The sequence below is a fragment of the Paraciimarium castrense LEGE 11436 genome (assembly GCF_056633055.1).
The window spans coordinates 204316-231101 of record NZ_JBSJOW010000001.1; the positions used below are offsets into that span (position 1 = coordinate 204316).

Here is a 26786-nt window from a genome sequence, read left to right on the forward strand (position 1 = left end):
AGAGTTGAAATGGGGATCTGAAGGGGAACCTACCTGAGCAGGTCTGGGCTTCAGGCGGCTGGCAGGGCTTCAGCGGCCGCTTCGTCACAGACCCTCTGGCTGCGCTTCTCATCCCGCTGGAACACCAGCACGGCCAGGGGGGGCAGGCACAGATCCAGGGAGTGCTCGTAGCCGTGCAGGGCCCAGTCCTCGGTGCAGCGGCCGCCGAGGTTGCCGAGGTTGCTGCCGCCGTAGCGCTCGGCGTCGGTGTTGAACACCTCGTTGTAGTAGCCCTCCACAGGCACACCGATGCGGTAGTGGGAGTGGCTCTGGGGTGTGAAGTTGGCCACCACCACCAGCCAGTGACCCGTGGCACTCTCGCGTCGCATGAAACTGATCACGGAGTGGCGGTTGTCACTGCAATCAATCCACTGGAAGCCGTACTCGTTGAAGTCGTCGCCCCAGAGCGCCCGCTCGGAGCGGTAGAAGACGTTGAGGTCGTCCACGAGGTGCTGGATGCCCTGATGGGGGGCGTGGTTGAGCAGGTCCCACTGCAGGTCACCCCACACATTCCACTCGGAGCGCTGGCCAAACTCCATGCCCATGAAGATGGTCTTTTTACCGGGGTGGGTCCACATGAAGGCGAGCAGGGCGCGCACGTTGGCGAACTTCTGCCAGTCGTCGCCCGGCATCTTGTGCAGCAGATGGCTCTTGCCGTGCACTACCTCGTCATGGCTGAGGGCCAGCATGAAGTTCTCGGTGTAGGCATACCAGATCGAGAATGTGACGTTGTTCTGGTGGAACTGGCGATGCAATGGATCCAGCTCGAAATAATCAAGCATGTCGTGCATCCAGCCCATGTTCCACTTCAGGTTGAAGCCGAGGCCGCCGATGTCGGTGGGCTGGGTCACCATCGGCCAGGTTGTCGACTCCTCGGCGATGGACAGGGCTCCCGGGAAGTGCTGGAACAGCACATGATTGGCCTGCTGCAGGAACAGCACCGCTTCAGTGTTCTCGCGGCCCCCCTGGTCGTTGGCCAGCCACTCGCCATCGGGGCGCAGGTAGTCGCGGTAGAGCATCGAGGCCACCGCATCAACGCGAATGCCATCGATGTGGAACTCCTCAAACCAATAGATCAGATTGGCAACCAGGAAGTTGCGCACCTCATTGCGGCTGTAGTTGAAGATCAGGGTGCCCCATTCCTTGTGCTCACCGATGCGCGGATCGGCATGCTCGTAGAGGTGGGCCCCATCAAAGAACGCCAGCCCATGGGCATCCTTGGGGAAGTGGCCGGGCACCCAGTCGAGAATCACGCCCAGCCCCTCGGCATGGCAGCGGTTGACGAAGGCGCGGAATTCATCCGGTGTGCCGTAGCGGCTGGTGGGGGCGTACCAGCCCGTCACCTGGTAGCCCCATGAGCCATCGAAGGGATGCTCGGAGATCGGCATCAGCTCGATGTGGGTGAAGCCCCGGGCCTTCACGTAGGGAATCAGCCTGTCGGCCAGTTCGGGATAGGTGAGAAGCCGTGCTCCCGGTTTGAGATCTGCGGCCTGGATCGGCGTTCTGGCCCGGCCGTTTTCTTCCAGAAAGGGCTGCTCGGCGCTGCCGTGCATCCAGCTGCCGAGGTGCATCTCGTACACCGAAATCGGCTGATCCAGCGGATTGCGGCTGTCCCGCTGGCCCATCCAGCCGTCGTCGCTCCAGGCGAAGTGACCCAGCGGCTCCACGATCGAGGCATTGGCGGGCCGCACCTCGTGGCGGAAGCCGTAGGGGTCGGCCTTCTGGTAGCAGTGGCCCGCCTGGGAGCGCACCTCGTACTTGTAGATGGCGCCGGCGTCCAGACCCGGGATGAACAGTTCCCAGCAGCCGCCCAGCCGCGACTGCATCGGATGGTGGCGACCATCCCAGTTGTTGAAGGGGCCCAGCACCGCCACGCTGCGGGCATTGGGCGCCCACAGGCAGAACATCACGCCGGCGACACCGTCTCGCTCCAGCCGATGGGCCCCCATGCGGTGCCAGATGTGGTGGTGGTTGCCCTCGGCAAAAAGATGGCGATCGAGTTCGCCCATCCACTCGTCGCGGAAGGCCCAGGGGTCGTGGGCCTCATGGGTGAGGCCCCCCCGTTGAACCCGCAGCCGATAGGCCGGGCCGGGGTCGTGGGACAGTTCCGCTTCAAACACCCAGGGGTGGTGGGGTGCGGTCATCGGCAGGCTGAGCTCGCCGCTCAGCAGGCTCACCTGCTCCGCTTCCGGCAGCCAGGCCCGCACCACCCACCTGCCGCCTCCCAGGGGCTGATGCCCAAGCACGGCAAAGGGATGGTCATGGCGGCACTCCGCCAGGCGGCGGCCATCGTCCACCATCCACTCCACAGTGGGGACCGCCATTGAGACACTGCTTGGGGGACCTGACCTTAGGCGGCCGATCCGCCCTCAAGGACCTCCAGCCTGGCTGGCTTCAGCGGGCTGGGGCCGGGGCTTTCTGCGGAGGGTTGGGATCCTGGGGAAAATCCACTCCGGTGATCTCGTTGTTGCTGTTGAGGATCACGAAGAGGTTGTCGGTGAGGCGGTTGAACTCCGTGTTCACCAGCACCAGCTGGCTGTCGTCCGATTGGCTGGCCTCGATCACCCGCACCACCCGCACGAAGTTGCCGGTGCTCCGCTGCAGTTGCAGCCAGCGCGATTGGAGCGTGGCCGTGGTGAGCTCCTCCTGCAGGGGAAGGGAGAGGAAGCTGCGGGCGCTGATGAAGTGCCCGCGGCTGAGGGAGCGCACAAAGTCGGCTGCCACCCGGCTGGCCTTGGCATCGGTGAGGTCGAAGTGGTAGCCGGTGAGCTCGCCCTCGGGGTTGAGCACGATGAACAGGTCCTGCACCCCGTCGCTGGTGCTGAGGCTCACCTCAACGGTGGTGGAGTCCAGACCGCCCCGCACACTGAGCAGGGTCCAGCTCAGCAGCTCAGGCTGGGTACGCATCGTTTCCGCCACCATCTGAGGGCTGCTGATTGCCTTGAGCTCGTCGGAGAACTGGGCATAGCGGAGGTTGGGATCGCGGCTCTGCACCGCCTTCAGGATGCGGTTCGCCGCCGCGCGGGCCTCCTCCACCGTCAGCCCGTTGCCCGCTTCAGCAGCGACCGTGGCACCATCAGCCAGGGCCGGCCCGGGCAGGAGGGGGGGCGTGCCGGCGAGCAGCAGCAGGCCCGCGGCGAGGGCGAGGGCCCTGGCGGGCAGGAGCCGCAAGGTGCGCGGGGAGCCCGACGGCAGGGAAAACCGCATCAGCAGCGCTGGGATCAGTCGCCACAGTTTGCCCCAGCTTCTGGCCAGGCGAAGGGCGCGATGGTCAGCCTGGACTTCGCCGTGGCCAGCCAGTAGGTGATGACGCGGTGGCTGCTGTCCGCACCGCCCCAGGGCTGGGACCCCGTTCCTGGGTTCACGGACACCTGGGGCCAGGCCGCTCCAGCCAGGGAAAGGCGCAGCCGCTCCCCCGGCTGCAGTCGGGCCCAGAGGGCCTGCAGGTCCAGCGTCAGGCGGCGGCTCTGGCGGCACTGGGGCCCCCGCTGACGCAGTACTCCGGTGCAGACCTGCCGCACGGCCCCGCTGCGCTCGAGCACCGATAGGGCGGCGCAGAGGTCGAAGCCGTTCTGGTCGGTGGCGATCTGGAGCTCCAGCCGCGGCTGGCCGGCGATCAGACACGCGGTCTCCAGGGGAGCGGTACTGAAACAGGCCACGTCGGTGCGGAGATCCAGATCGCCGCGCTCACAGAGACCGGCATCCAGGCCCAGGTGTCCCCCGCGGCCGGGCACCGGTCGCCAGGGGTCGTGCACCCAGCTCACGGGGTGTCGCGGCCTGCCAGGCCCATTGCTCTCTCCGCCGGGGCCGCTGGCCGCAAGCCAGCCCTCCTGCGGGTCGATGCTGGCCAGGCCGCCACTGCCGAGCTCCCAGCTCAGCGGGACAGGGGGCTCTGGTGCTGCGCCCGGCCCAGCAGGCAGGCCGGACAGCCAGGGGCCACCGCGGCTGTCCTGGATGGCCACCGCCTGGGTCAGCTCCAGGGCGGCGTCCACTGCCGCATCCGTTGCTCCATCCACTGCGGCATCCATGGCAACGTCCTGGAGGTGGTGGCGGAAAAAGCGGAGCTGCAGCCTGTCAAGGCCTCCCTCCCAGCGCAAATGACTCCAGGCGCCGAGGCGCAACAGCGGATGGCCGCCCCGACGGCGGGCCTGCTGCCAGAGATCCAGCAGCCCAGACAGGTGGGGGTCATGCCAGCCGCCGATCAGCAGCATGGGCTGCCGCCACAGGGCCTCGGGCGGGCTGTGGCAGCTCCAGGCGGCCGGTTCACTGGGATCGCTCTGCAACCAGCGCAGGACCATGCCGTCCGGGTCGTGGCGCCGCAGCAGCTCTGGCCCCGTGCTCAGGAACTGGGCGGTGTCGAGTGCATGGCGGATCTCCAGCCAGCCCTGGTTGTCGCCCCGGCGTCGCAAGCCCTCCGCCGCCAGCTGCAGGCCCCAGCTGAGGCCCAGGGCCCACCAGTGAGCGCCGCCACTGCTAGCCCAGTGCAGGCGCTCATCCAGCCCCGCCATGGCGGGGGCCAGGCAGTCCGGCAGGGGGCCATCGGCTTCCAGCAGCAGCTGTGCCAACCCCTGGTAGGAGAAGCCATAGGAGCCGAGACGGCCATTGCTGCCGGGCAGCTGCCTGGCCCAGACCAGGCTGTCGCTGCCATCGCGGGCTTCCTGGGCGAACCCGTTGAACGCGCCCTCGGAATCGCCCCGGCCCCGCACGTCCTGCACCACCACCAGGAAGCCGTGGCGGGCATACCAGCTTGGATGGGCGTAGGTGACCGTGGAGGCGATGGCGCGGCCATAGGGCTGGCGCATCAGCAGCACGGGCCAGGGCCCCTCCCCCGCAGGCTCCCAGATCCGGCTCACCAGCCGCACGCCATCACGGCAGGTGAGCCAGCTTTCCCGGGAGAAGGGCAAACCTGAGGCCTCAGCCTGGGGGATCACTCAGCGCACGTCGGGGCAATGGAGGCCCACCACGTAGGTGGTGAGCACCTCGGCATCGCCGGGGCTGAGGTTTTCCTGCGTGGCGATCACCCGGGTGGCCTTGCGGCTGGTGTAGGACACGCCATCGGCATTCATCTGGCGCAGCTGGGCGCAGAGCTGTTTGGCCTTGGCGGGATTGCGCTTGACGCTCTCGAGCAACTGCGACTGGCTGCGGGCGGGTTGGCTCAGCAACAGCGGCCCCAGGGCCAGGGCAGCCACCAGCAGGGCCGCGGCCGGGGCTGCACGGCGACGTCCAGGCTGACGGCTGATGGCGTAAGGCTGGTCCAAAACGGGCGGGGCCACGGACATGGAGATTCCTCGGCTCCTCACCATTTGAAGGGTGGGGAGGGGGAGAGCTCCCCTGCCTGGGGTCAGTTTCTGGTGCGGCGATCGCGGGCCCGCTGGATCCATTGCCGCAATCTGGTCAGGCTCAGCATCGGTGCGGCCATGCCGGTGAGGCTGCGTTGCAGGCGGCCCATCTGCACCAGCAGCTGCTGGGGATCGGCCTCGGCCAGGGCGCGACAGTCGGGCACACCAGCGTGCAGCAGCAGCGCGGCTTCAGCGGGCTCCAGGCCCACGTCGATCACCAGCCGCGCCTGGCCGCGCAGACGGATCAGGCGGGCCTCACTGGCTCCACCGGCCCGGCCCAGCCGCCTCAAGGTGGTGTCGTCGAGGCGGGCCAACCCGCTCCAGTTGCCGATGCCGGCGGCCGTCAGCTGGCGCTCCTCCCGGGCGAAGTGGGAAGGCAGGCTCCAGCTGGGTTCACCCTGAGGGCCGGCATCGAGGTCAGCCAGGATCGATCTCCACCTCGCCGGTGTTGAGGTTGCGGGTGGCTTCCGCCAGCACCACGGGGGCATTCAGCCCGGGGCCGATCGCCTCGACCCGTCGCAGCCGCACATGCACCAGGCCCGTGGGGGTGCTGCGGCCGCTGGTACGCAGGTTCAGGGCCACCTGCTCCACGCTGGGCAGCGCCGCCTCCAGGGGGAAGTCTGCGGCGGCGGTGGCGATCACCAGATCACCACCGTTGTCGTAAACCACCGGCACGGCCATGGCCCCCTCCACGTTCACCCGGGGGCGGTAGCTGATCGCAAAGGCCAGGCAGGAGAGCGCCAGCAAGGCGGTGAAGCTGGTGATGCCCACCAGCCTGAAGCGGATGCCCCAGCGCCGCAGGAAGCCGGCCACGGTCAGCAGGGCCAGAACCCCACTCGCGGCGCCGAGCCACTCCCCCGCGCTGAACAGGATCGGGTCGCTGGGCATGGGGCTGGGGGGGGCTGGGCAACGCCGTTATATTGCGCCGGCACAGCGCAATGGCATCCCCGGGGGAATGACGGTGGTGCCAGAACAGAGCCCTGGGGATGGCCATTCAGAGGGCGCAGACAGGGCCAATCAGGGGGTCGATGACCCGTCTGCCAGGCGGCCCCTGGGGTCAGGGCGGCCCACGCCCCTGGCGCTGGCTGCCCTGGCCACAGTGGCGGCCACCGGGGTGGTCATCGGCTCCACCGACGTGCTGCTGGCAGGGCTCTACCGGCGCGTTCAACCCAGGCTGGAGTCGACCCTCGGCAGGGCCCTGGGTCACCCCCTCCAGCTCGGGCCCTACCGGGGCCTGGGCTGGTCGGGACTGATGGTGGGCCGCAGCCGGCTGCTGCCCGGCCCTGACGACCCCTCCACCATGGAGGCGCGTCAACTGTCGCTGAGCCTGGACCCCCTGGCGAGCCTGCGGCTTCGCCGCCCCGTGCTCCAGCTCGGGCTCCTCGGTCTCGAGGTGAATCTGCGCCGCAATGCCCAGGGTCGCTACTGGGTGTTGCCCCCTGGGGATCCCGAGGCCGAACCGCCGCGGCTGGATCTGCGGCTGCGGCTGGAGCAGCCCGCCCTGGTGAGCGTCGCCCCCGCTGGCGTGAGCCTGGAGGTGGAGGGCAGTGCCGACCTGAAGCTGCACCTTGAGACGATCAAGCTGCGGGCCCTGGTGCGGCCCTCCGGTCATGGGGCCAGCCGAGACGGCAGCCTGCGGCTGGTGGGGGAGGGCAACTGGGGCAACCAGAGCGCCAAGGCCGATCTGCTGAGCCAGGGGTTTCCCCTGCAGCTGCCTGCCCAGTTCCTGGGGCTGCCGGGCTCGCTCCAAGGTGATGGCAGCGGGCGCCTCACGTTCTCCTGGCGGGATGGCGGACCCCACTGCCAGGGGGAGCTGCAGCTGCAACGGGTGCAGTGGCAGGCCCCGGGCTCCAACCCGCCCCTGAGCCTCAAGGAGCCCCGGCTGCGCTGCAACGGCCAGCTGTTCTCGTTGCCTTCCACCAGCTGGCGCTGGGGTGATGTTGACGGCCGGGTGGGGCTCAAGGCCCGCTGGCAGCGCCAGCAGCTCGCCATCGACACCCTGGAGGTGCGCCGCCGCAACTCGTGGTTGAGGGTGCGGGGCCAGATGGGGCAACGCCTGCAGCTCGATGGTTCCTGGCAGTTGCTGCCCAGCGAGCTGCCCCAGGCCCGGGGCCTGCCGCAGGGGCTGCTGGGCGAGGCGCTGCGGGGGCAGCTCCAGGTGCGCGGCAGCTGGCCCAGGCCCATGGTGGAGGCTGCCCTGAGCCAGGCCAGCAACCCCGTGATCGGCTCCTGGGACGGGCAGCTGCGCTGGAATGGCGAGCAGCTGCGCCTGGAGAGGCTGCGCAGTGCCCATCTCACGGCCAGCGGCAGCCTGCCGCTGCGGTTCAGCCCCGGCCAGCCGCTGCGCCCCGGACCCCTGGATCTGCGCCTGGCGATCAGCGATTTCCCGCTGCCGAAGCTCAGCGCCGTCGTAGGCACCGACCTCGAGGGTGTGCTCAATGCCTCCGGCAGCATCCGCGGTCCACTCACAGGGCTGACCCCAGACTTCGCCCTCACCGTGTCCAGCCCGGGAGCCGGCCCGCTGCGGGTGTCGGAAACCTGGTCTGGCGACTGGTTCGGCAATGCCGCGGGAGGCGGGCGCCTGGCCATGCGTGCCGTGGAAACCTCCCAGCCCGCCACGCTGGAAGCAAGCCTGGACCGGCGCTGGGTGCCCGAGTCAGTGCTGCTGCGGCGCAGTGGTGGGGCCCTGGCCCTGAAGGGGTCTCCGCGGCTGTACCGCTGGACCGCCGACGCCTTCCCCCTCGACGGCGTGATGCTCACTCTGGGGCCCCGCAGCCAGCGGCAGCCGCTCAAGGGGGCGCTCACGGGTGGCGGCGAACTGGAGCTCCAACCCCTGGCCTTCAGCGGCCGGGCCAGCCTGGATCGGCCCGTGCTGCTCGGCGTCTGGGCGCAGGAGGCCAACATTTCCGGCCGCTACACCGAGCGCCGCTACCAGGCGCGCCTGGATGTGGTGCCCCTCAGCGGTGGCGGGGTTGCGATCGACTGGAGCGGCCGCTGGAAGGGCCCCTTCCGGGCCACGATCACGGGGCGGGAGTTGAGGGACGCGCTGGTGCGCCAGCTCCTGGAAGCCTGGCCGCTGTGGCAGGGCGAAGGCCAGCTGGCCGGGGGCTCGGCAGCAGACCTCGGAACCCTGCTGGTCGACACTCTGGGGGGAAGCCTGGACGGCCAGCTGGCGGCCCTGGAGCTGGCCCGCACCGCCCTGCAGGGAGCCCGTCGCGATCCGCTCAGCGGGCTCAGCGTGGCCCAACGGCTGGAGAAGCTGGCGGGGCGCTTCGATCTCGATGCCACCCTCACCGGTCCCAGGCTGGCGGACACCCGCGCCGACCTGTCCCTCAGTGCCCACCTCTGGCTGCCCGGTCAGGACCAGGACCTGGCTCTCACCAGTGAGCCCGTGCGGGTGACGCTGCAGGGCCCATTTCGGATGGGGCAGGGGCAGCTCTCGCTCTCCGGCCTCCCCCTCGCCCTCGTCGCCCTGCTCACCCCTGTGCCCCAGAGTCTGCGCGGACAGATTGCCGCTCAAGGGCGCTACACCCTGGGTGGCGCCGACCCCGAACTGAGCCTGGACTTCGACCTGGAGGACGGAGCTCTCGGCGAGACGCCCCTGCAGCTCGAGCGTGGCGCGGTGGCGGTGGCAGAGGACGTGCTCACCTTGGATCTGGCCCTGCGCGCCGCGGGGGCCGAGAGCAACATCGAGCTGGCGGGCCAGGTGCCGCTCAATCCAGCCAAGGAGGGGCTGGAACTGCGCCTGGCCAGCCGCGACGACGGGCTGCGCTTCCTCACCGAGCTGGGCCGTCCGGAGCTGGAGTGGAACGCAGGAGGAGGCGATCTGCAACTGCTGATGCGCGGCAGCCTCGACAGGCCGATCGCCAACGGTTTTCTGCGCTTCCGCGACGCTGCGCTCACGGTGGTGGGCCAGAAGGTGGACAGTCTCCAGGCCACCGTGCTCTTTGACTTTGAACAGCTCTTTCTGCAGGAATTCAGCGCCCGGGTGGGTGAGCAGGGCACGATCAACGGCAGCGGCAGCCTCGGCCTGCTGGAGCCCGCCGCGATGGAGGACGGCCAGCCCTCCCGGCTCACGCTGGAGCTGAGGGACGTGCCTTTCGCCCTGCCCCGGGTGAAGGCCGTGGCGGCGGGATCCCTGCAGGTGTCGGGCAGCCTGGCGGCCCTGGACATCGGCGGCGAGCTGAGCATGGCCAGGGGCTCCATCAACGTGCAGCCGGAGGGTCCGGCCGCCAACGCCGGCGACAGCAACACCACGGTGTCTGGTGAAGCGCTTCAGAACTGGGACTTCAGCACGGCCCTCGACCTGCTCGGCCCCGGCGTGGAGAGCCGGGCCAGCACCAACCTGCGCGACCTGCTGCCCGACGCCAGCGTGATCGGTTTCGATGATCTGCGGCTCAGCCTCGGCCCGGACCTGACGGTGGTGGTGCCCAACCTCGCCAGCTTTGCGTCTGAGGGGGTGTTGCGCATCAACGGACGGCTTGACGCCAGCCTCGAGGCCCGTGGCGTGGTGCGGCTCAAGCGGGGCCGCCTGACGCTGTTCACCACCACCTTCAGCCTCGACCCGGAGGCCCCCAACGTGGCCGTGTTCACGCCCTCGGCCGGGCTGATCCCCTTCGTGGATGTGGCCCTGCGCACCCGGGTGTCCGACACCCTGCAGGTGGGTGGCCTGGGCAGCGGCTCCCTCGGCCCTTCGCTGGCGGAGATTGAGACCCAGGGGGGCGCCGGCACCCTGGATCAGCTCAATCTGGTGCGGGTGTTCCTGTCCGTGAGCGGGCCGGCCGATCGCCTCGCCGACACCCTGGTACTGCGCAGCAACCCTCCCCTGCCCCAGGACCGCCTGCTTGCTCTGATCGGCGGTAATTCGCTCGCGGGCCTCACCGGAGGCGGAGCCGGCGCCGCCCTGGCCACGGTGGTGGGGCAGACGCTGCTGGCTCCCCTGCTCGGTAACCTCAGCGACGCCTTCGACCAGCGGCTCAGCTTCGCCCTCTACCCCGCCTACGTGAACCCCACCCTCGGCAGCCGCTCCGAGCGTCGCTCCCAGCAGGTGCCCCCCCAGCTGGTGCTGGGCTCCGAGATCGGCCTCGACATCAACGAGCGCTTCAACGCCTCGGTACTCGCGGCCCCGAACCGCAGTGACGTGGCCCCCCAGCTCAACCTCAACTACAAGGCCAGCGATCTGATCAACCTGCAGGGATCCGTCGACACCCAGGGGGTGTGGCAAGGCCAGCTGCAGGTGTTCCTGCGCTTCTGAGATGGCAGCACCCCCACGGCAGGCGATCGGGGTGGACCTGGGCGGCAGTGCCATCAAGCTGGGTCGCTTCAGCGAGGACGGCGAGCTCTTGGCCGAGGCTGTCTGCCCCACCCCCCAGCCGGCCATGCCCGGCGCCGTGACGATGGCGATCCAGGAGGCGGTGGAAGCGCTGGATCCGCAACGCCTGGCCGACCGGGTGGGCATCGGCCATCCGGGGCCCAGCGACCGCTCCTGCCGCCGCGCCAGCATTGCCATCAACCTGCCCGGCTGGCGGGATGTGCCCCTGGCCGACTGGCTGGAGCCGCTGCTGCAGCGTCCCGTGACCCTGGCCAACGACGCCAACTGCGCCGTCATCGGCGAGCTCTGGCATGGCGCCGCCCGCGGTGCCGCCGACGTGTTGCTGCTCACCCTCGGCACGGGGGTGGGGGGGGCTGTGCTGCTGGGCGGGCGGCTGTTCACCGGGCACGCCGGCGCGGCGGCCGAGCCCGGTCTGATCGGGCTGCAGCCCGATGGCCCGCCCTGCAACAGCGGCAACCGGGGATCCCTGGAGAGCTATTGCAGCATCGCCGGTCTGGGCCGTCTGAGCCCGCTTGATCCGCGGGAGCTCTGCCGCCTGGCCGACGCCGGCGATGCCGAGGCCCTGGCGGTGTGGCACCGCTATGGGCGCCTGCTCGGCATCGGGCTCTGCTCCCTGCTCTATGTGCTCACCCCGGAGCTGGTGTTGCTCGGTGGTGGCCTCAGCGGCGCCAGCCACCATTTCCTGCCGGCGGTGTGGCAGCAGGTGGAGGAGCGGGTTCTGGCGGTGAGCCGCCACGATCTGCGCATTGAACGCTGCGCCCTGGGCAACGGCGCTGGCCGGCTGGGGGCGGCGCGCCTGGCCTACGAGCGGCTGCAGCCCGGCGGATTGAGATGATGGAACCATGACCACGATCGCCTCCAGCTCTCCCACTGCAGCCACTGCTGCCTCGCCCACCGCGGCCACTGTTCCCGACCCCAGCCCCGAGCTGCTGCAGCGGGCGGCCACGGTGCGGCGCAGCGCCATGGACCTGGCCCAGTGCTCCGATCAGGAGCGTCAGCAGGCCGTGCTGGCCATGGCGGATGCCCTGCAGGCTTGCCGTGACGCCATCCTGGCCGCCAATGCGGCCGACCTGAAGGCGGCCGCCGCCGATGGCCTGGCGCCGGCCCTCGTGGCCCGGCTCAAGCTCGATGGGGCCAAGCTCGAGGCCGCTATCGAAGGGGTGCGGCAGGTGGCGGCGCTGGTGGACCCCCTGGGCCAGCGTCAGTTGCACACCGAGCTGGACCAGGGGCTCGTGCTGGAGCGGATCACCGTGCCTCTCGGCGTGCTGGGCGTGATCTTTGAGGCGCGGCCGGATGCGGTGATGCAGATCGCCTCGCTGGCGATCCGCTCGGGCAATGGCGCCATCCTCAAGGGCGGCCGCGAGGCGAGCCGCAGCTGTGCCGCCATCCTCGACGCCCTGCAGCAGGGCCTGGCCCGCAGCGCCGTGGCGCCTGAGGCCCTGGCCCTGCTCACCAGCCGCCAGGAGAGCCTGGCCCTGCTCAAACTCGATGGGCTGGTGGACCTGATCATTCCCCGGGGCTCCAACGCCCTGGTGCGGTTCATCCAGGACAACACCCGCATCCCGGTGCTGGGCCACGCGGATGGGGTCTGCCACCTCTACGTGGATGCGGCCGCCGACTGCGCGCTGAGCCTGCGGGTGGCCCTGGATGCCAAAACCCATTACCCAGCCGCCTGCAACGCGATCGAGACCCTGCTGGTGCACCAGGCGATTGCGGACCGGTTCTTGCCGCTGGCGCTGCCGGCCTTCGCGGCGGCCGGAGTGGAGCTGCGCGGCGATGCGGCCAGCCAGGCCCTCGGAGTGGCCGTGGCGGCCAGCAAGGACGACTGGGGCTGCGAGTACTCCGATCTGATCCTGGCGGTGAAGGTGGTGGAGGATCTCGATGGCGCCCTGGAGCACATCAGCCGCTACGGCTCCCGCCACACCGAGGCCATCTGCACCGCCGACGAGCAGGCCGCCGACCGCTTCCTGGCGGGGGTGGACAGCGCCGGCGTGTTTCTGAACTGCAGCACCCGCTTCGCCGATGGCTTCCGCTACGGCTTCGGCGCCGAGGTGGGCATCAGCACCCAGACCCTGCCGCCTCGCGGGCCGGTGGGGCTGGAGGGTCTGATCACCTACCGCTACCGGCTGCGCGGCCAGGGGCAGACCGCCGCGGACTACGCCAGTGGTGAGCGGCAATTCAGCCACAGGCCACTGCCGCTGTGAGCGCAGAGGCGAGGGCAGCAGACGTCCATAGCGATCAGATCCTGGTGCGGGGTCTGCGGCTGTGGGCCCACGTGGGGGTGCTGGAGCAGGAGCGGCAGCTGGGCCAGTGGTTTGAACTCGACCTCACCCTGGCGGCTGACCTGAGCCGGGCCGCCCGCGAGGACGACCTGGCCGCCAGCCTCGACTACAGCCTCCTGATCACCGCCCTGCAGCAACTGGCCCGCTCCACGGTTTGCCTCACCCTGGAGCAGTTCAGTGAGCGCATCCTTGTTCGGGCCGAGCAGCTCTATGGCGCTGTGCCGATCCAGCTGGAGCTGCGCAAGTGCTCGCCGCCGGTGCCCGGCTTTGGCGGCCAGGTGGCCGTGCGCCGCCTGCGCCACTGGCCCGCTGCTGCTGAGGCTGTGATTGCAGCTGGGGGTTTCACCCATGGCTGATCGCCTCGGACACTGGCTGCGGCGGCAGGCCTGGATGCAAGGGGTGCCTTGGCTGCAACCCCAGGGCTGTGCCCCGATCGCTCTGATCTGGTGGGGCAGCTGGCCCCGCGGCGCCACCCTCGGCGATCTGCTGGCGGTGGACAACCTCTCGGTGGCCCTCACCCGGGCCGGGATTGAGCACAGCGTGCTGTCCCACCCCAGCCATGCGGGCCCGGCCCATCGACCCACCCCGGATCCCTCGGCCCTGGCTCCCCAGCTCAGCACCCTGGTGTTCGTCTGCGGCCCCCTGGTGCAGACCAAGCGCATGCGGCGCCTGCTGGCGGCCAGTGGCCACACGCGCAAGCTGGCCGCCGGCGTGTCGCTGCTGCAGAGCCAGCAGGCCCTTAACCGCCAACTCGATGGCGTGGTGGCCCGCGACGGCGTGGCGGGCCCAGGCAGCCCAGGCGCCGCAGAGGGCAGCAAACCTGGCCGCTTCGATCTGGCCATCAGCCACTGTGAGCCTCCCCTGGAGCGCCGCCGGCCCGCCTCCCTGGCCGAGGCCCGCATCGGCCTCTGCCTGCGCGGCCGCCAGAAGGATTACGGCCTCGGCCGCGATCGCTCTGCGGCCGTGGAGGCGCTGTTCACCGAGGTGCTGGAGCGTCAGCCAGGGCTGGTGCAGCCGATCGACACCGTGCTCTCGGCCACCAATCCTCGGGAGCGCATCGAGGCCCAGTTCGCGGCGGTGGACCTGGTGCTCACCACCCGCCTGCACGGCTCCCTGCTGGGCCTGGCGGCTGGCGTGCCGGTGATCGCCGTGGACCAGATCGCCGGCGGCGGCAAGCTCACCGAGGTGCTGGGCCGCATCAGCTGGCCGCTGCTGTTTGCAGCCGAAGATCTCACGCCCGACAGCCTGCTGGCGCTGATGCAGGGCTGCATCGAGGCCTGTCCCCTTGAGGCGATCGCCGCCAGCCAGGCGCGGATGCTGGTGCTCTCGCGCCAGGCCGTGGAGGCCTCGGTGGCGCTGATCAGGGAGCAGGTGCGGAGCGATCCCTCCTGAGCGCCGGCGGCCGCCGCAGGCGGCTGCCCAGCAGGCGGGCCAGCTTCCGGGGCAGGTCGGCCAGCTTGAGGCGCAGCAGCAGCAGGCCCGCCAGCAGCCCATCGCGCTGCCCCCGGGCATGGCGTGCCATCAGCACCTTGAAGCGACCGTGGTAATGCACGCAGAACAGCCGCACCCGCTGGCCATTGGCCCTGCGGAACCCATAGGCCTGGCCCTGCTCGAACACCAGCCGTTTCCAGGGGCGCACCAGCAGCGGCAGCGGCCTCACCGCCTCAAAGCCGCGCACGTGCTCGATGCAGCTGTCGTAGAGGGCGTCATCCGCCGGCAGGCGCTCGCGGATCAGCACGGCGTGGCCGGTGCTGCGGCACCAGGCCCGCCACAGCGACATGTCGGAGATCCAGTGGCGGCCATGCTGTTTGCTGTTGCGCTCCATCAGCTCGGCCAGGCGGCTGCCGCTGGCGTAGGTGCGGCTCACCTCACGGCAGAACTCCTCCAGGGCAGCGCGGGCCTGGATGTAGGTGCAGTGGGGCAGGGCCCGCTGCTCATCCCAGTGGCTGAGGGCCACGGCATAACGGCTGCAGCGCAGGGCCTCCTGCCGGGCATCGCAGAACAGCAGCACATCCGAATCGAGGGCCAGCACCTGGTCGAGCCCTTCCCGTTCCATTACGGCCAGCAGCACGAACCAGCGCTCAATGCAGAAGCGCTCCCACTCGAGGCTCTGGGAGGGGCTGTGGTGGCGGTAGTCCTGCAGAAAGCGGCGATGCGCGTCGGAGCGGGGCAGGGCGTCGATGGCCACGAAGCGATCCACCGCCAGGGCCTCGTTGCTGGCATCGCCCGCCAGCACGATCGGCACGCCGGGGTTGCAGCGCCGCGCCTGCTGCAGGCACACCGCCAGATAAGGACTGGCGGAGCGGTGCACCACCACGATCCCGAAGCGGCCGCCCAGGCCTTGGCCAGCTGCGGCGTGGGTCATCTCAGAGGGGGCTCGCCTGGGTCCACTGCGGCCTGGCGTGGAAGTCGGCGGCGCCGGCGGGATGGCGCAGGGCCCAGTAGCTGAGCCGGCCACCACGCTGCTCCAGCACGGCGCTCACCTGCCAGTCGAAGGCCGTGGCCGTGGCCCAGGCCTCGGGCAGCTGGCAGCGCAGGCTGAGGCTCAGGGCTGAGGCGCTGCGCTGGCAGTCGAACGGCAGCGCGTCGAAGCCGGCGGCGGGTTTGAGCCCCTGGCGGTAGCCCTCCAGGGCGTAGACGTTCCAGGCCCCGTCCGGGCAGAGGTTGAACTCCAGATAGCTGGGCTGGCCTGCCGGTGCCACGAAGCACTCCAGGCAGGTGTGCTCCCACAGTCCGTCGCGCCGGGGGGCGCCAGGGATGGCCTGCGCTTCTGGAATCAGCAGCGCTTCGAGGCCGGGGTGACCGGCTGCGGCGGTGAGCTCGATCAGCAGCTCCAGTGCGGGCCCGCCCTGCTCCCGGGGATCGAGGCTCAGCTGGCCCTGGATCGTCAGCTTGGGGTTGTTGAGCGCGGTCGTGGGGCCCGAGGCCGTGGAGTCTGTAGGCGTTGGGTCCGGGAAGGGGACGAGCTCAAACGGATGGCGGGCCATCAGCGCAGGGCCTCCACCAGGGCACGGATCTGGGCCTCCTGGGCCTCGATGCTCTCGGTGAGCCGGAACTGCACCCTGGCCCGCTGCAGGTTGTGGCCCCGATGGGTCACCTTGAAATAGCGGTCCCCAGCCAGGTGGTCGGTGAAGAAGCGCAGACCCAGCTCGAAGCTGATCAGCCGCATCGCCGCGTAGAGGTGATCGAAATCCGCTGGTGTGAGGAAGGCCCTGGCCGGCTCCAGGTAGCCGCCGAGCATCGCTCCGCAGCGCTCCAGGTCGAACACCACCGCCTGGAGATCGCTGGTCTCCTCGCCGGCGGGGTTGCAGCCGGAGCGCAGGCAGTCGCCGATGTCGTAGTGCACCAGGCCGGGCTTCACCGTGTCCAGGTCCACCAGGGCCACGGCGCGGCCGCTGCCGGCGTCCAGCATCACGTTGTTCACCTTGGGGTCACCGTGGATCGGCCGCAGCTGCAGCAGTCCCCGGGCCTTGGCCTCCTCCAGCACCGCCGCCTGGCCCTGGCGCTGCTCCACGAAGGCCACGCACTCCTGCTCGGCCTGATCCAGACCCGCGGCTGACCGCTCGGCTAGGGCCTGCCGGCACACGGCCTCGTAGCGGCTCAGGTAAGCCGGGGTGATGTGGAACCCTTCCAGGGTGTCGGCCAGCTGCTCGCAGGGGAGGTCGTGGATCAGGGCGTGGAAGCGGCCCAGGGCCCGCCCCACCTCGGCCGCATGGGCGAGATCGAGCACGGTGTCGTGGGTGGTGGCCCCCTCCACGTAGCTCAGCAGCCGCCAGCTGCCGCTCGGCTCCGTGAGGTGATAGCTGCCGCCACCGGCCTGGGGCTCTGGTGGCTCCGCCTGGCGCAACGGGATCGCCTCGGGCAGCTGCCAGGACCGATCCTGCCGCTCAGCGCCGGCTCCCCCGGCGCCTGCCCGCCTGGCCATGTGCCGGTTCAGGGCCACGATGTTGGCCATCACCAGCTCGGGCTGGCGAAACACGGCGGTGTTGAGCCGCTGCAGCACGAAGCGCTGCGCGGCTGAGGTCTCCACCAGGTAGGTGTCGTTGACATTGCCGTTGCCCAGGGGCGCCACGCTGGTGACCGTGCCTGGAATCGCGAAGCGCTGGGCCAGGCGCTGCAGCTGGGGCTGGGGGGGGAGCATGGCCCCATCCTGCCCAGTGGGGTCTTCCGGGCAAGCCCCGGTGGGGCGTCTCGCCGGCTCAGGCGTTGGCCGCCGCCAGCCCCGAATGTCGGATCAGGGCTTCACTGCTGGGCTGGCGGCCGCGGAAGGCCTCGAACACTTCGCTGGGGGAGCGGCTGCCGCCCAGGCTGAGCACGGTGTCGCGGAAGCGGCGGCCGGTGGCCACGATCGCGTCCTCCTGCTCCAGACCCACCTCCTCGAAGGCGCTGAAGGCATCGGCGCTGAGCACCTCGGCCCACTTGTAGGAGTAGTAGCCGGCCGCGTAACCGCCGGCGAAGATGTGGCTGAAGGCGCAGAGAAAGGCGTCTTCGGCGATCGGCTCCAGCACCGTGGTGGTGCGGGCGATGTCGCGGCGCAGCTGGTCAGGGGTCTGGCCGCAGCCGGGGGTCCACTGGCTGTGCAGCCGCAGGTCGGTGAGGGCGAAGTGCACCTGACGCAGGGTGGCGCTGCCGCCCATGAAGGTGCGTGCCGACAGCAGTTTGTGGTATTCCGCCTCGGGCAGAGGTTCACCGCTCTGCCAGTGGCGGGCCATGCCCATCAGGGTGGCGCGGTCGTAGCACCAGTTCTCCATGAACTGGCTGGGCAGCTCCACCGCATCCCACTCCACGTTGTTGATGCCGGCCGCCTGGGGACGCTCCACCGTGGTGAGCATGTGCTGCAGGCCATGGCCGAACTCGTGGAAGAGCGTTTCCACTTCGTCGAAGGTCATCAGGCTGGGAGTGCTGCCCACCGGCGGGCTCTGGTTGCAGATCAGATAGGCCACCGGCAACACCGGCGTGCCCTCGGGGCTGCGGGAGCGGCCCAGGCACTCATCCATCCAGGCGCCGCCGCGCTTGCTGCCCGGTCGGCTGTAGGGATCGAGGTAGAAGCCGGCCAGCTCGTCGCCGCTGCCGCCGCTGAGAACACGGAAGTAGCGCACATCCGGGTGCCACAGGGGCGCCTCCCCCTCCGTGCTCACGATGCGGATGTCGAACAGGCGCTGGCAGAGGCCGAACAGCCCCTGCAGCACCTGCTCCAGGGGGAACCAGGGGCGCAGGGCCTCGGCATCCAGCTCAAAGGTCTCCCGCCGCAGCACTTCGGCCCAGTGGCTCACGTCCCAGGGCTGCAGATCCTCGGCCTCCGGGGCGCCATGGCGACGGGCGCAGGCGCGCAGCTCCTCGATCTCCCGCTGGGCAGCCGGCAGGGCTGCCGCGCGCAGCTCCTCCAGCAGTTGCTCCACCTCGGCCACCGAGCCGGCCATCTTGGTGGCCAGGCTCACCTCCGCCCAGGAGCCGTAGCCCAGGCGCTGGGCCTGCTGCCGCTTGACGGTCAGGATCCGCTCGATCAGGGGCCGGTTGTCGAGGTCGCCGCTGGAGGCGCGGCTCACCTGGGCCCGGTAGACCGTTTCGCGCAGGTCGCGCCGCTGGCTGAACTTCAGGAAGGGCATGGCCCTGGGCATGTCGAGCCCCATGCGCCAGCCCTCTTCGCCGGCCTCGCGGGCGGCCTGGGCCAGCAGCTCCCTCAGGCTCGGGGGCAGACCAGCCAGGTCGGCCTCGCTGCTGAGGCTGAGGCTCCAGTTGTTGGTGGCGTCGAGCACGTGGTTGCCGAAGTCGTTGGCGAGACTGGCCAGCTCGGCGGTGGCGGCATTGAAGGCCTCCTGCTCGGCACCCTCCAGCCCCACCCCACGCAGCTGCATGTCGCGGCGCTCCGCCTCGAGGATGCGCCGCTGCACGGCATCGAGCGCGCCGCCGGCCAGCCGCTCCAGGGCCCGGTAGAGCACCTGGCTCTGGCCGGCCCGGCTGCCGAAGGCCACCACGGCCCCCTGCTGCTGCTGGTAGGCCTCTCGCAGCTCGGGGCTGTTGCAGACGCCGTTGAGGTGGCTCACGGCGCCCCAGCTCCAGCGCAGCCTCTCGCCAAGCCGTTGTAGCGGCTCCATCACGGCCTCCCAGGCCAGCGGAGTGGTCGGCTCGCTGAGCTGCTGCTCCAGGTTGGCCTCAAGAGCACTGAGCTCGCTGTGCAACTGCTCCAGCAGCAGCGGGATCGCCGTGGCCACCTGATCGGCGGTGATCTGGGCGAAGGCAGGCAGGCCCCGGCCCTCAAGCAGCGGCAGGGTGGCGGTGGCGTGGCCCATCAGCGCGGTTCAGCTGACCCATTTCAGCCGATTGCCACCGCAGGCCGTGGTTCAGCCGAGGGCGGGGATCCGGCCCAGGGTGATGGCCGTGGCGCTGGCGAGCTGGCTGGAGAGGCCGTTGGTGCTGGCCTCGTAGAGATCGATCGCCACCCGCGGCCAGAAGCCGATCACCAGGGTGGGCACCAGCAGGGTGAGGCCGATCAGCAGTTCGCGCGGATTCATGTCGCCCACCACGGCCAGGGCCGGGATCCTGGGCCCGAAGAACACGCGCCGGCAGAGGCTGAGCAGATACACCGGCGTGAGCACCAGCCCCACGGCGGCCAGCACGATGGTGATCACCCGGAAGCCGATCGTGAAGCCGTCGTTGGCGGTGACCCCCAGAAACACCGTGATCTCGCTCACGAAGCCGCTCATGCCGGGCAGGGCCAGGGAGGCGAGGGAGCTGGCCAGGAAGAAGGCGAAGGTGATCGGAAGGGCCTTGGCCAGGCCGCCCATGTTGGGGATCGAGAGGGTCTTGGTGCGCTCGTAGAACACGCCGGTCACGAAGAACATGGCGGCGGCGATCAGGCCATGGCTGATCATCTGCAGCATGGCGCCACTCATGCCGAGGGCGTCGATGGCGCCGATCCCCACCAGCACGAAGCCCATGTGGCTCACGGAGCTGCAGGCGATCCGTCGCTTGACGTTGTCCTGGGCGAAGGCGTTGAGGGCGCCGTAGACGATGTTGACGATGCCGAGCACGATCAGGGCCGGCGCCAGGGTGAGGTGCGCCTCCGGCAGCATCTGCACGTTGAAGCGCAGCAGGGCATAGCCGCCCATCTTCAGCAGCACGCCGGCCAGCAGCATCGACACCGGCGCATTGGCCTCGCCATGGGCATCGGGCAGCCAGGTGTGCAGGGGGAACATCGGCAGCTTCACGCCGAAGCCGATCAGGAAGCCCACGTAACAGAGCAGGCCGAAGACCCCTCCGGGGCTGCGGCTGGCCATCTCGCTGAGGTTGAAGCTGAAGGGGCCGCCGTAGAAGGCCAGGGCCAGGCCGCTCACCAGGATCAGCAGTGAAGCGGTGGCGGTGTAGAGGATGAACTTGGTGGCGGCGTATTGGCGCTGCTGGCCGCCCCAGATGGCGATCAGCAGGTACACCGGCACCAGCTCCAGTTCCCAGGCCAGGAAGAACAGCAGGAAGTCCTGGGAGAGGAACACCAGCCCCTGGGCTGAAGCCTGCACCAGCATCAGGGCGAAATAGAGGCGCGTCTTGCGGTTGATGTTCCAGCTGGCGGCCACCGAGAGCAGGGTGACGAGGCCGGAGAGCACCACCAGGGGGGCCGAGAGCCCATCTGCGCCCAGTGACCATTCCAGCCCGAGGGCCGGCACCCAGCTGACGCGCTCCACCAGCTGCAGCTCGGCGCTGGAGCCCTCGAAGTGCTGGCTGAAGCAGAGCAGCATCAGCACCAGATCCACCAGCAGGGTGCCGAGAGCCAGGCTGCGGGGCCAGCGGGGGTCGCTGCCGTCGCCGGGCAGCAGCGGCATCGCCAGGGCCACAGCCGCCGGCAGCAGCACAATCAGGCTGAGCCAGGGGAAGCCCGCCAGAGCCCCCGCGTCGAGGGAGTCGGGCAGAGCCGCCGCCAGGGGGCCGAGCAGAGGAGGGGGAGAGGGAGTCTGCGGAAAGGACGCGGCCACAAGCGCCAAAGAGCCGTCCATCCGAGTCCCTTCAAGATCTGGAGCAACTTATCAGTTGCACCAAGGCGGCTGGGTAGAACTACTCAGCGCTCTCGGGCCGATCCGGCAGCGGCAGCCAGTGGCTGCCCTGGTGCTGCACGCTCAGCACCTCCGCCCGGGACTCCACGCCGGCGTGATACCAGGTGCGCACCATCGCCCGGTTCACCGTTTCCGCCACCTCCTGACGGCAGAGCGCCAGCAGGCTCGGACCGGCACCGCTGATCACGCAGCCCCAGGCCCCGGCCTCCAGGGCCGCCTCACGCACCTTGCGACCCCCAGGGATCAGCCCCCAGCGGTAGGGCTCGTGCAGGCGGTCGTGCATGCCGTCGGTGATCAGATCGCCGTTGCCGGTGCGCAGCCCCTGCAGCAGCAGCGTCAGGGCGCCGAGGTTGGTCACCGCATCGGCCACGGGGATCGCCTTGGGCATGGCCCGCCGTGCCTCACTGGTGGTGAGCCGCACCGCCGGAATCGCCACCACGGCCACCACCTCCGCCGACCACTCGCAGCGCACCACCCGCCAGCGGTGTGAGGCGGCCTTCGCCGTCATGCACAGCCCGCCCACCAGGGAGGGCACCACGTTGTCGGGATGGCCCTCGATATCAATGGCCAGCTCCAGCAGCTTCTCCTTGCTGAGCGGCTCGCCCACCAGGGCGTTGGCGCCCATCAGGCCGGCCACGATCGCCGTGGCACTGCTGCCCAGGCCGCGGGCGGGGGGCACGGCCAGGCGCACCCTTGCCTCCAGCCCCACCGGCTCCTCACAGGCTTCCTTCCACACCCGCTGGGCGGAGCGGTAGACGAGGTTGTCGGGCCCGCCGCGCAGATGGGCCCCCTCCGGGCCCTCGATGATCAGATCGAAGCGCTGGCTGCCGCCGGCGATGCAGCGCATCTCGAACACGTTGTCGAGGTCCAGGGCCGCCCCGAGGCAGTCGAACCCGGGGCCCACATTGGCGGTGGTGGCTGGCACATGGACCACGACGCCCTGGCCGATGCGGGGGCGCGCCATCGAAGCTTCCTCGGTTCGGCTCAGTGTCTCAGTTCATGGTCAGGGGTTTGGTTCGTGCCTGCCATCCGGGCTGGTTGATGACGTCGAGACTCAGCCCAGCAGCATCCGGGCGCGGCAGGCGGCACTGAACTGGCCGATGGAGGGATCCAGCACCGCCGTGATCGGCATCGTGGCCAGGATCCGTCCCAGCCGACCCTTGGCCAGGAAGGCCTCGCGAAAGGCGCCGCCCCTCAGGGGCTCCAGCAGTTTGGCGGCGGTGCCCCCCGCCAGCCAGATGCCGCCGCGGCTGAGGCTGGTGAGGGCCAGATCGCCGCAGACACTGCCGTAGGCCCCCAGCCACAGCTCCAGGGCCGCGCTGGCGAGGGGGTCGCCCTCGTTGGCGGCGGCGGCGGTGGCGGCGGGCAGCTCGTCGGGTTGCGCGGCGGCGAGGGCCTGCAGGGGATGGGCGCGGCCCGGGTCCTGGCAGTCCAGCAGCCAGCGGGTCACATGGCCCAGCCCGGTGCCGCTTACCACCCGCTCGATCGAGAGGCGCTCCAGGCCCAGGCTGGCCAGCAGCCACTGCTTGAGGTCCCACTCCTGGGCCGTGCGGGGAGCGAACTCGCCATGGGCCGCCTCGCTGGCCAGGGCGGTGAGCCCCGCTCCGTTCCGCTCCGGCAGCCCGATCGCCACCCCCAGGCCGGTGCCCGCCCCCAACACCAGCAGCGGCTCCCCAGCCACCGCTTCACCCGCCACCACCGGGGCCTGCTGGTGGGGCTCCAGGTGGGGCAGGCCGTAGATCAGCACGGCGAAGTCGTTCACCAGGTTCACCCGCTCGATGCCGGTGTCCCGGCTGAGTTCCGCCTCGCTGAGCTGCCACGGCAGGTTGGTGAGATGGGCCTCTCCGCCCTGCACCGGCCCGGCCACGGCGAAACAGGCCGCGGCAGGAGGGGAGTCGCTGCCCAGAAAGGCCCGCACCATCGGGGCCAGATCGGGCCACTCGGCGGAGGGGTAGCGCTCACTGCGCAGCAGCTCCAATCGAGGGCCGCAGAGGGCATACAGGGCCAGCAGGGTCTTGGTGCCGCCGATGTCGCCCGCCAGCACCGTGAGGCATTGCGTTGTGTCGGCCATGGTCAGCGGGGTGTCCCTTCGCCGCCGGCTGCCCGGGTTCCGGCCTCCAGGGCTTCGATTTCCAGGCTGAGGCCGGCCCCCCGCTGCTGGTTGGCCTGCCGGGCTGCTGCCAGCACATCGCCGGTCGCCACCGTGCCCAGATCGCCGTCGCGGCGGCTGCGCAGGCTGATGGCGCCCGCTTCCACCTCCTTGGCGCCGATCACCCCCAGCACGGGAATCTTCATCTGCTCGCCCGTGCGGATCAGCTTGTTGAGCCTGTCGCCGGAGCCATCCACGCTGCAGCGGATGCCGGCCCGGCGGAACTGCTCGCTGAGCGAGGCCGCATAGGGACGCACCTCGTCGGTGACGGGCAGCAGCCGGATCTGTTCCGGCGCCAGCCAGAAGGGAAAATCACCGGCGTAGTTCTCGGTCATGATCCCGAAAAACCGCTCCAGCGATCCGAAGATGGCGCGGTGAATCATGATCGGCCGCTGGCGGCTGCCGTCGGCGGCCACGTAGTGCAGATCGAAGCGCTCGGGCAGGTTGAAATCGAGCTGGATGGTGGAGCACTGCCACATCCGCCCGATCGCATCTTCGATCTTGAGGTCGATCTTGGGGCCGTAGAAGGCGCCGCCGCCCTCATCCACCTTGTAGCTCCAGCCCTTGCGCTCCAGGGCTTCCACCAGACCCTGGGTGGCGAGCTCCCACACGGCGTCGTCACCGATCGACTTGGCGGGCCGGGTGGAGAGGTTGATCTCGTAGCTGCGGAAGTCGAAGCTGGAGAGGATCTGCTCGGTGAGATTGAGAATGGCGAGGATCTCGTCGCTGATCTGCTCCGGCAGGCAGAACACGTGGGCGTCGTCCTGGGTGAAGCCCCGCACCCGCATCAGCCCGTGCATCACCCCGGGCCGCTCGTAGCGGTACACCGTGCCGAGCTCGGCCCAGCGGATCGGCAGCTCCCGGTAGCTGCGCAGGGTGCTGGCGTAGGTGAGCACGTGGAAGGGGCAGTTCATCGGCTTGAGCTGGTACTGCCGCTCATCCACCTGCATGGGCCCGAACATGCTCTCGCTGTAGAAGTCGAGGTGGCCGGAGGTCTTCCACAGGCCCAGATCGGCCACGTGGGGGGTGTAGAGGAGCTCGTAGCCGGCCGCGAAGTGGGCCTCGCGCCAGAAGTTCTCGATCTCGAGGCGCATGCGGGCACCGCGGGGATGCCAGAACACCAGGCCGGCGCCGGCTTCGTCCTCGATCGAGAACAGGTGCAGGTCGGTGCCGAGGCGGCGGTGGTCCCGGCGCAGGGCCTCGGCCTTGCGACGCTTGTGCTCGGCCAGCTGCTCGGGGGTTTCCCAGGCGGTGCCGTAGATGCGCTGCAGCTGGGCCTTGGTCTCGTCGCCGCGCCAGTAGGCCCCGGCCACGCTCTCGAGCTCGAAGGCCTTGGGGTTGAGCTCGCTGGTGTTGGCCACGTGGGGCCCGGCGCAGAGGTCCCACCACTCCTCGCCGAGGGTGTAAAGGCTGATCGGCTCCTGGATCGAGGCCAGGATCTCCAGCTTGTAGGGCTCGTTCTGGGCCCGGATGCGCGCCTCGGCCTCGGCGCGGCTCACCTCAAGCCGCTGCAGCGGCAAGCGGCGGCCGATGATCTTGCCCATCTCCTTCTTGATCGCCTTGAGATCGGCCTCGGTGAAGGGTTCCGGGTGGTCGAAGTCGTAGTAGAAGCCGCTCTCGGTCCAGGGGCCGATCGTGACCTGGGCCTTGGGGAACAGCCGCTGCACCGCCATGGCCAGCACATGGCTCATCGAGTGGCGGATGCGCAGCAGTTGCTCGCTCTCGCTGGTCCTGGGCAGGGCCAGCGGCTCGGCCGTTCCCTGCTGCTGCCTGACCGTTGCCTCCGGATGGGGACGGGACGCGGGCGCGGAAGCGGGCACGGGCGGGAGCTGTCAACGGCGAAGGCCGATCCTACGCAGCCCTTCTAGGCTGGCCTTCATGACAGCCTCCCCCACCCCCCAGGAGCCTGCGGCCGATCTGCTGGAGCACCTGCTGGGCTCCCTGCTTGCCGATTTCGGGGTCTGGTTCAGCCGCGGCGAGCTGCTGCTCGACCTCTGCCCCGACAGGGTGATGGCGGAGCCCGAGCGGCTGCAGCTGCGCCAGCGGCTGGACGAGGCCCGCCGCGAGCTGGCCGCCGCCGCCAGCCTGCGCCGGGCGGCTCCGGTGCCGATGGCCCTCGGGCTCGACGCCATGGCCCCCTGGCACCAGCTGGTGCTGCGGGTCTGGTCCCTGTCGGCCAGCCTGCGGCGCAGTGGCGTGGCCCTGCCTCCCATGGACTGGCCCGAGCCCCCCGCCATGCCCGCCCTGCTGCCGCCCCCCGAGGCGTCCGCCTGATGGCTCTCACCCAGCCGCGCCACCTCGGGGTGGCCTACCTGCTCTGGGCGCTGGGGCTGGTGGGCGTGTGCGGCATCCAGCGCTTCTACAGCCGCCGACCGATCAGCGGCACCCTCTACCTGTTCACCTTCGGGCTCTGCTTCATCGGCCAGCTGGTGGATCTGTGGCTGCTGCCGGAGGTGGTGGAATCGGCCAATGCCGTGCACCTGCTGCGGGGCCGGGGCGCCTCGCTCGAGCGCCAGTTGCTCCAGCTCGCGCGCAACAACGGCCCAGCCGGCTTCACCATCAACGACGCCCTGCTGGCTCTTGAGGGCCAACCGGGGGTGGGCAGTGAGCAGCTGCGCAGCGAAATCGAGCGGCTGCTGCAAGGGCACCTGCTGGATGTGGGCAACGACGAGCGCGGCCGGGTGATCTACCGCGAGCCCTAGGCCGGGTTGGCGCTTTCGCCGCTGCCGCTGCTGCGCCGGGCCTCGCCCAGGGCCGCCTGGTAGAAGCGGGTGAGCTCCTGGCGGCTCTTCACCGGCTGGCCGTAGTAGCTGCCGCCATGGCGGTAGGGGATCGAGGCCCATTCGGGTGCCAGCCGCGCCATCACCTCGCTGTCGAGGCCCTGGCGGTCGAAGAGGCTCAGGGCGCGGCGGCGCCGGATCAGGTAGAGGGCAGCCTGGTCCTGGTTATGGGGCTCGAAGCTGTTCAGCCCCAGTCGGCGCGACACCTCATGCCAGGTGCCTGGGAGGAACTGGTAGGCCCCTGCGGCGGCACTGGTGTACATCCGCCGCACGCTGATTTCGGGGTGGCGCTGCAAGCTCTGGAACAGATCTCCGCCGTACAGCACCCGGTAGCCCTCGTCGCGACCACCCTTCCAGGTGCCCTCGGCATAGCGGATGGTGTTGAGCAGGGCCCGCCGCTCCGGCGTGACCGTGAAGGGGCCGTCTGGGGTGCGCACGGCCACCCTGGTGGCGGCAGGCAGCTGGGGGCTCGGGGCTGCCAGTCGTGCCGGACCTCCGGGCAGCTCGGCTGAGGAGGCCAGGGTGGTGGGCACCGTGGCGGCCAGGCACAGGGCGATGGCCAGGGGCCTGCGGGAGAGCTTCTCGAACAAGGGGCTGGTCAGGCAGTGCAGGGGCGAGTCGCCATACGTTGCTGATCAGGACGTGTTCCGAGCGACCCCCCTGCTTGGGGGGTAGACATCGGCGCCACCGTGTGCATCCCATGATGGTGTGACCATGGCGACAGTTCGCGGAACCCTGCTGTGTAAGTGCTTTTACCCAGTCGTTTCGCCAACGGCCTCGGCCTGGTGTGGCGCGACCTCCCAGGCCCCGGGCATCAGCA

The 26786-nt window shown here is 70.1% G+C and carries 22 protein-coding genes; 7 read left to right on the forward strand and 15 right to left on the reverse strand.

The features are described 5' to 3' along the window. Positions 1 to 50 precede the first annotated feature (50 nt). The 6 genes from glgB to ACWJIO_RS01140 form a co-directional block, all read right to left on the reverse strand. A complete protein-coding gene (glgB, locus tag ACWJIO_RS01115; RefSeq protein ID WP_480310826.1) occupies positions 51 to 2363 on the reverse strand; it encodes a 1,4-alpha-glucan branching protein GlgB in 2313 nt (770 codons plus the stop codon). A 70-nt stretch (positions 2364 to 2433) separates the two neighbouring features. After that, entirely contained in the window at positions 2434 to 3246 is an 813-nt protein-coding gene (locus ACWJIO_RS01120) for a DUF3887 domain-containing protein (protein ID WP_480310827.1), read from the reverse strand. A gap of 14 nt (positions 3247 to 3260) precedes the next feature. Next, positions 3261 to 4943 (reverse strand): CocE/NonD family hydrolase, encoded by a 1683-nt coding sequence (locus ACWJIO_RS01125; protein ID WP_480310829.1) that lies wholly within the window; start codon positions 4941 to 4943, stop codon positions 3261 to 3263. A gap of 27 nt (positions 4944 to 4970) precedes the next feature. After that, a complete protein-coding gene (locus tag ACWJIO_RS01130) occupies positions 4971 to 5312 on the reverse strand; it encodes a hypothetical protein (protein WP_480310831.1) in 342 nt (113 codons plus the stop codon). Between the two features lie 68 nt (positions 5313 to 5380). After that, positions 5381 to 5806, reverse strand: coding sequence for a DUF4332 domain-containing protein (locus ACWJIO_RS01135; protein WP_480311493.1), 426 nt, complete (start codon positions 5804 to 5806; stop codon positions 5381 to 5383). Then, positions 5796 to 6266 carry a Ycf51 family protein gene (locus tag ACWJIO_RS01140; protein WP_480310833.1) on the reverse strand — a complete coding sequence of 157 codons (471 nt, stop codon included), beginning with the start codon at positions 6264 to 6266 and terminating at the stop codon, positions 5796 to 5798. The genes ACWJIO_RS01135 and ACWJIO_RS01140 overlap by 11 nt, the downstream gene beginning before the upstream one ends. A gap of 226 nt (positions 6267 to 6492) precedes the next feature. Here ACWJIO_RS01140 and ACWJIO_RS01145 point away from each other — a divergent pair, with 226 nt between their 5' ends. Genes ACWJIO_RS01145 through ACWJIO_RS01165 form a run of 5 tightly spaced genes read left to right on the forward strand, consistent with a single transcriptional unit; the run spans position 6493 to position 14384 of the window. Further along, a complete protein-coding gene (locus tag ACWJIO_RS01145) occupies positions 6493 to 10632 on the forward strand; it encodes a translocation/assembly module TamB domain-containing protein (protein WP_480310834.1) in 4140 nt (1379 codons plus the stop codon). A 1-nt stretch (position 10633) separates the two neighbouring features. Beyond that, the gene (locus ACWJIO_RS01150; RefSeq protein ID WP_480310836.1) at positions 10634 to 11545 is read left to right on the forward strand and encodes an ROK family protein; all 912 of its coding nucleotides are present in this window, start codon (positions 10634 to 10636) and stop codon (positions 11543 to 11545) included. 7 nt (positions 11546 to 11552) lie between these two features. Beyond that, positions 11553 to 12914 carry a glutamate-5-semialdehyde dehydrogenase gene (locus ACWJIO_RS01155; RefSeq protein ID WP_480310837.1) on the forward strand — a complete coding sequence of 454 codons (1362 nt, stop codon included), beginning with the start codon at positions 11553 to 11555 and terminating at the stop codon, positions 12912 to 12914. Then, on the forward strand, positions 12911 to 13348 hold the full coding sequence (gene folB, locus ACWJIO_RS01160; RefSeq protein ID WP_480310838.1) for a dihydroneopterin aldolase: 438 nt from the start codon (positions 12911 to 12913) through the stop codon (positions 13346 to 13348). The genes ACWJIO_RS01155 and folB overlap by 4 nt, the downstream gene beginning before the upstream one ends. Beyond that, positions 13341 to 14384, forward strand: a complete 1044-nt coding sequence (locus ACWJIO_RS01165; protein WP_480310839.1) for a polysaccharide pyruvyl transferase family protein — start codon at positions 13341 to 13343, stop codon at positions 14382 to 14384. Before folB ends, ACWJIO_RS01165 begins: the two co-directional genes overlap by 8 nt. Here the strand turns inward: ACWJIO_RS01165 and ACWJIO_RS01170 are convergent. The 8 genes from ACWJIO_RS01170 to thrS all read right to left on the reverse strand — a co-directional run bounded on the left by ACWJIO_RS01170 (position 14353) and on the right by thrS (position 24877). Then, the gene (locus ACWJIO_RS01170) at positions 14353 to 15357 is read right to left on the reverse strand and encodes a hypothetical protein (RefSeq protein ID WP_480310842.1); all 1005 of its coding nucleotides are present in this window, start codon (positions 15355 to 15357) and stop codon (positions 14353 to 14355) included. The genes ACWJIO_RS01165 and ACWJIO_RS01170 overlap by 32 nt on opposite strands. Before the next feature lies 1 nt (position 15358). Then, the gene (locus ACWJIO_RS01175; RefSeq protein ID WP_480310844.1) at positions 15359 to 15979 is read right to left on the reverse strand and encodes a DOMON-like domain-containing protein; all 621 of its coding nucleotides are present in this window, start codon (positions 15977 to 15979) and stop codon (positions 15359 to 15361) included. After that, positions 15979 to 17133, reverse strand: a complete 1155-nt coding sequence (locus tag ACWJIO_RS01180; RefSeq protein WP_480310846.1) for a phosphotransferase enzyme family protein — start codon at positions 17131 to 17133, stop codon at positions 15979 to 15981. Before ACWJIO_RS01180 ends, ACWJIO_RS01175 begins: the two co-directional genes overlap by 1 nt. A gap of 58 nt (positions 17134 to 17191) precedes the next feature. Next, positions 17192 to 19282 carry a M3 family metallopeptidase gene (locus ACWJIO_RS01185; protein ID WP_480310848.1) on the reverse strand — a complete coding sequence of 697 codons (2091 nt, stop codon included), beginning with the start codon at positions 19280 to 19282 and terminating at the stop codon, positions 17192 to 17194. A gap of 51 nt (positions 19283 to 19333) precedes the next feature. After that, positions 19334 to 20908, reverse strand: coding sequence for an NAD(P)H-quinone oxidoreductase subunit 4 (locus ACWJIO_RS01190; RefSeq protein WP_480311494.1), 1575 nt, complete (start codon positions 20906 to 20908; stop codon positions 19334 to 19336). 130 nt (positions 20909 to 21038) lie between these two features. Beyond that, positions 21039 to 22001, reverse strand: a complete 963-nt coding sequence (gene thrB / locus ACWJIO_RS01195) for a homoserine kinase (protein WP_480310850.1) — start codon at positions 21999 to 22001, stop codon at positions 21039 to 21041. A gap of 90 nt (positions 22002 to 22091) precedes the next feature. Beyond that, positions 22092 to 23108, reverse strand: coding sequence for a glucokinase (gene glk / locus ACWJIO_RS01200; protein WP_480310851.1), 1017 nt, complete (start codon positions 23106 to 23108; stop codon positions 22092 to 22094). A gap of 2 nt (positions 23109 to 23110) precedes the next feature. Continuing rightward, positions 23111 to 24877: a threonine--tRNA ligase gene (gene thrS / locus ACWJIO_RS01205; RefSeq protein WP_480311495.1), complete on the reverse strand. Its 1767-nt coding sequence runs from the start codon at positions 24875 to 24877 to the stop codon at positions 23111 to 23113. Between the two features lie 187 nt (positions 24878 to 25064). On the opposite strand from thrS, the gene ACWJIO_RS01210 reads away from it, so the two are divergent. After that, entirely contained in the window at positions 25065 to 25460 is a 396-nt protein-coding gene (locus ACWJIO_RS01210; protein ID WP_480310853.1) for a DUF2605 family protein, read from the forward strand. After that, positions 25460 to 25888, forward strand: coding sequence for a TM2 domain-containing protein (locus tag ACWJIO_RS01215; protein ID WP_480310854.1), 429 nt, complete (start codon positions 25460 to 25462; stop codon positions 25886 to 25888). Before ACWJIO_RS01210 ends, ACWJIO_RS01215 begins: the two co-directional genes overlap by 1 nt. On the opposite strand, the gene ACWJIO_RS01220 is transcribed toward ACWJIO_RS01215, so the two are convergent. Further along, complete coding sequence (locus ACWJIO_RS01220; RefSeq protein WP_480310856.1) at positions 25885 to 26556, reverse strand: glycoside hydrolase family 24 protein; 672 nt, start codon at positions 26554 to 26556, stop codon at positions 25885 to 25887. The genes ACWJIO_RS01215 and ACWJIO_RS01220 overlap by 4 nt on opposite strands. Positions 26557 to 26786 lie beyond the last annotated feature (230 nt).

Excerpts from the sequence above, each read along its gene's own strand:
- ACWJIO_RS01215 (WP_480310854.1), top strand. The coding sequence starts at position 25,460 with ATGGCTCTCACCCAGCCGCGCCACCTCGGGGTGGCCTACCTGCTCTGG.
- ACWJIO_RS01165 (WP_480310839.1), top strand. The coding sequence starts at position 13,341 with ATGGCTGATCGCCTCGGACACTGGCTGCGGCGGCAGGCCTGGATGCAA.
- ACWJIO_RS01210 (WP_480310853.1), top strand. The coding sequence starts at position 25,065 with ATGACAGCCTCCCCCACCCCCCAGGAGCCTGCGGCCGATCTGCTGGAG.
- ACWJIO_RS01150 (WP_480310836.1), top strand. The coding sequence starts at position 10,634 with ATGGCAGCACCCCCACGGCAGGCGATCGGGGTGGACCTGGGCGGCAGT.
- thrS (WP_480311495.1), bottom strand. The coding sequence starts at position 24,877 with ATGAGCCATGTGCTGGCCATGGCGGTGCAGCGGCTGTTCCCCAAGGCC.
- thrB (WP_480310850.1), bottom strand. The coding sequence starts at position 22,001 with ATGGCGCGCCCCCGCATCGGCCAGGGCGTCGTGGTCCATGTGCCAGCC.
- ACWJIO_RS01180 (WP_480310846.1), bottom strand. The coding sequence starts at position 17,133 with ATGCTCCCCCCCCAGCCCCAGCTGCAGCGCCTGGCCCAGCGCTTCGCG.
- ACWJIO_RS01185 (WP_480310848.1), bottom strand. The coding sequence starts at position 19,282 with ATGGGCCACGCCACCGCCACCCTGCCGCTGCTTGAGGGCCGGGGCCTG.
- ACWJIO_RS01140 (WP_480310833.1), bottom strand. The coding sequence starts at position 6,266 with ATGCCCAGCGACCCGATCCTGTTCAGCGCGGGGGAGTGGCTCGGCGCC.
- ACWJIO_RS01155 (WP_480310837.1), top strand. The coding sequence starts at position 11,553 with ATGACCACGATCGCCTCCAGCTCTCCCACTGCAGCCACTGCTGCCTCG.
- glk (WP_480310851.1), bottom strand. The coding sequence starts at position 23,108 with ATGGCCGACACAACGCAATGCCTCACGGTGCTGGCGGGCGACATCGGC.
- ACWJIO_RS01170 (WP_480310842.1), bottom strand. The coding sequence starts at position 15,357 with ATGACCCACGCCGCAGCTGGCCAAGGCCTGGGCGGCCGCTTCGGGATC.
- ACWJIO_RS01175 (WP_480310844.1), bottom strand. The coding sequence starts at position 15,979 with ATGGCCCGCCATCCGTTTGAGCTCGTCCCCTTCCCGGACCCAACGCCT.
- glgB (WP_480310826.1), bottom strand. The coding sequence starts at position 2,363 with ATGGCGGTCCCCACTGTGGAGTGGATGGTGGACGATGGCCGCCGCCTG.
- ACWJIO_RS01120 (WP_480310827.1), bottom strand. The coding sequence starts at position 3,246 with ATGCGGTTTTCCCTGCCGTCGGGCTCCCCGCGCACCTTGCGGCTCCTG.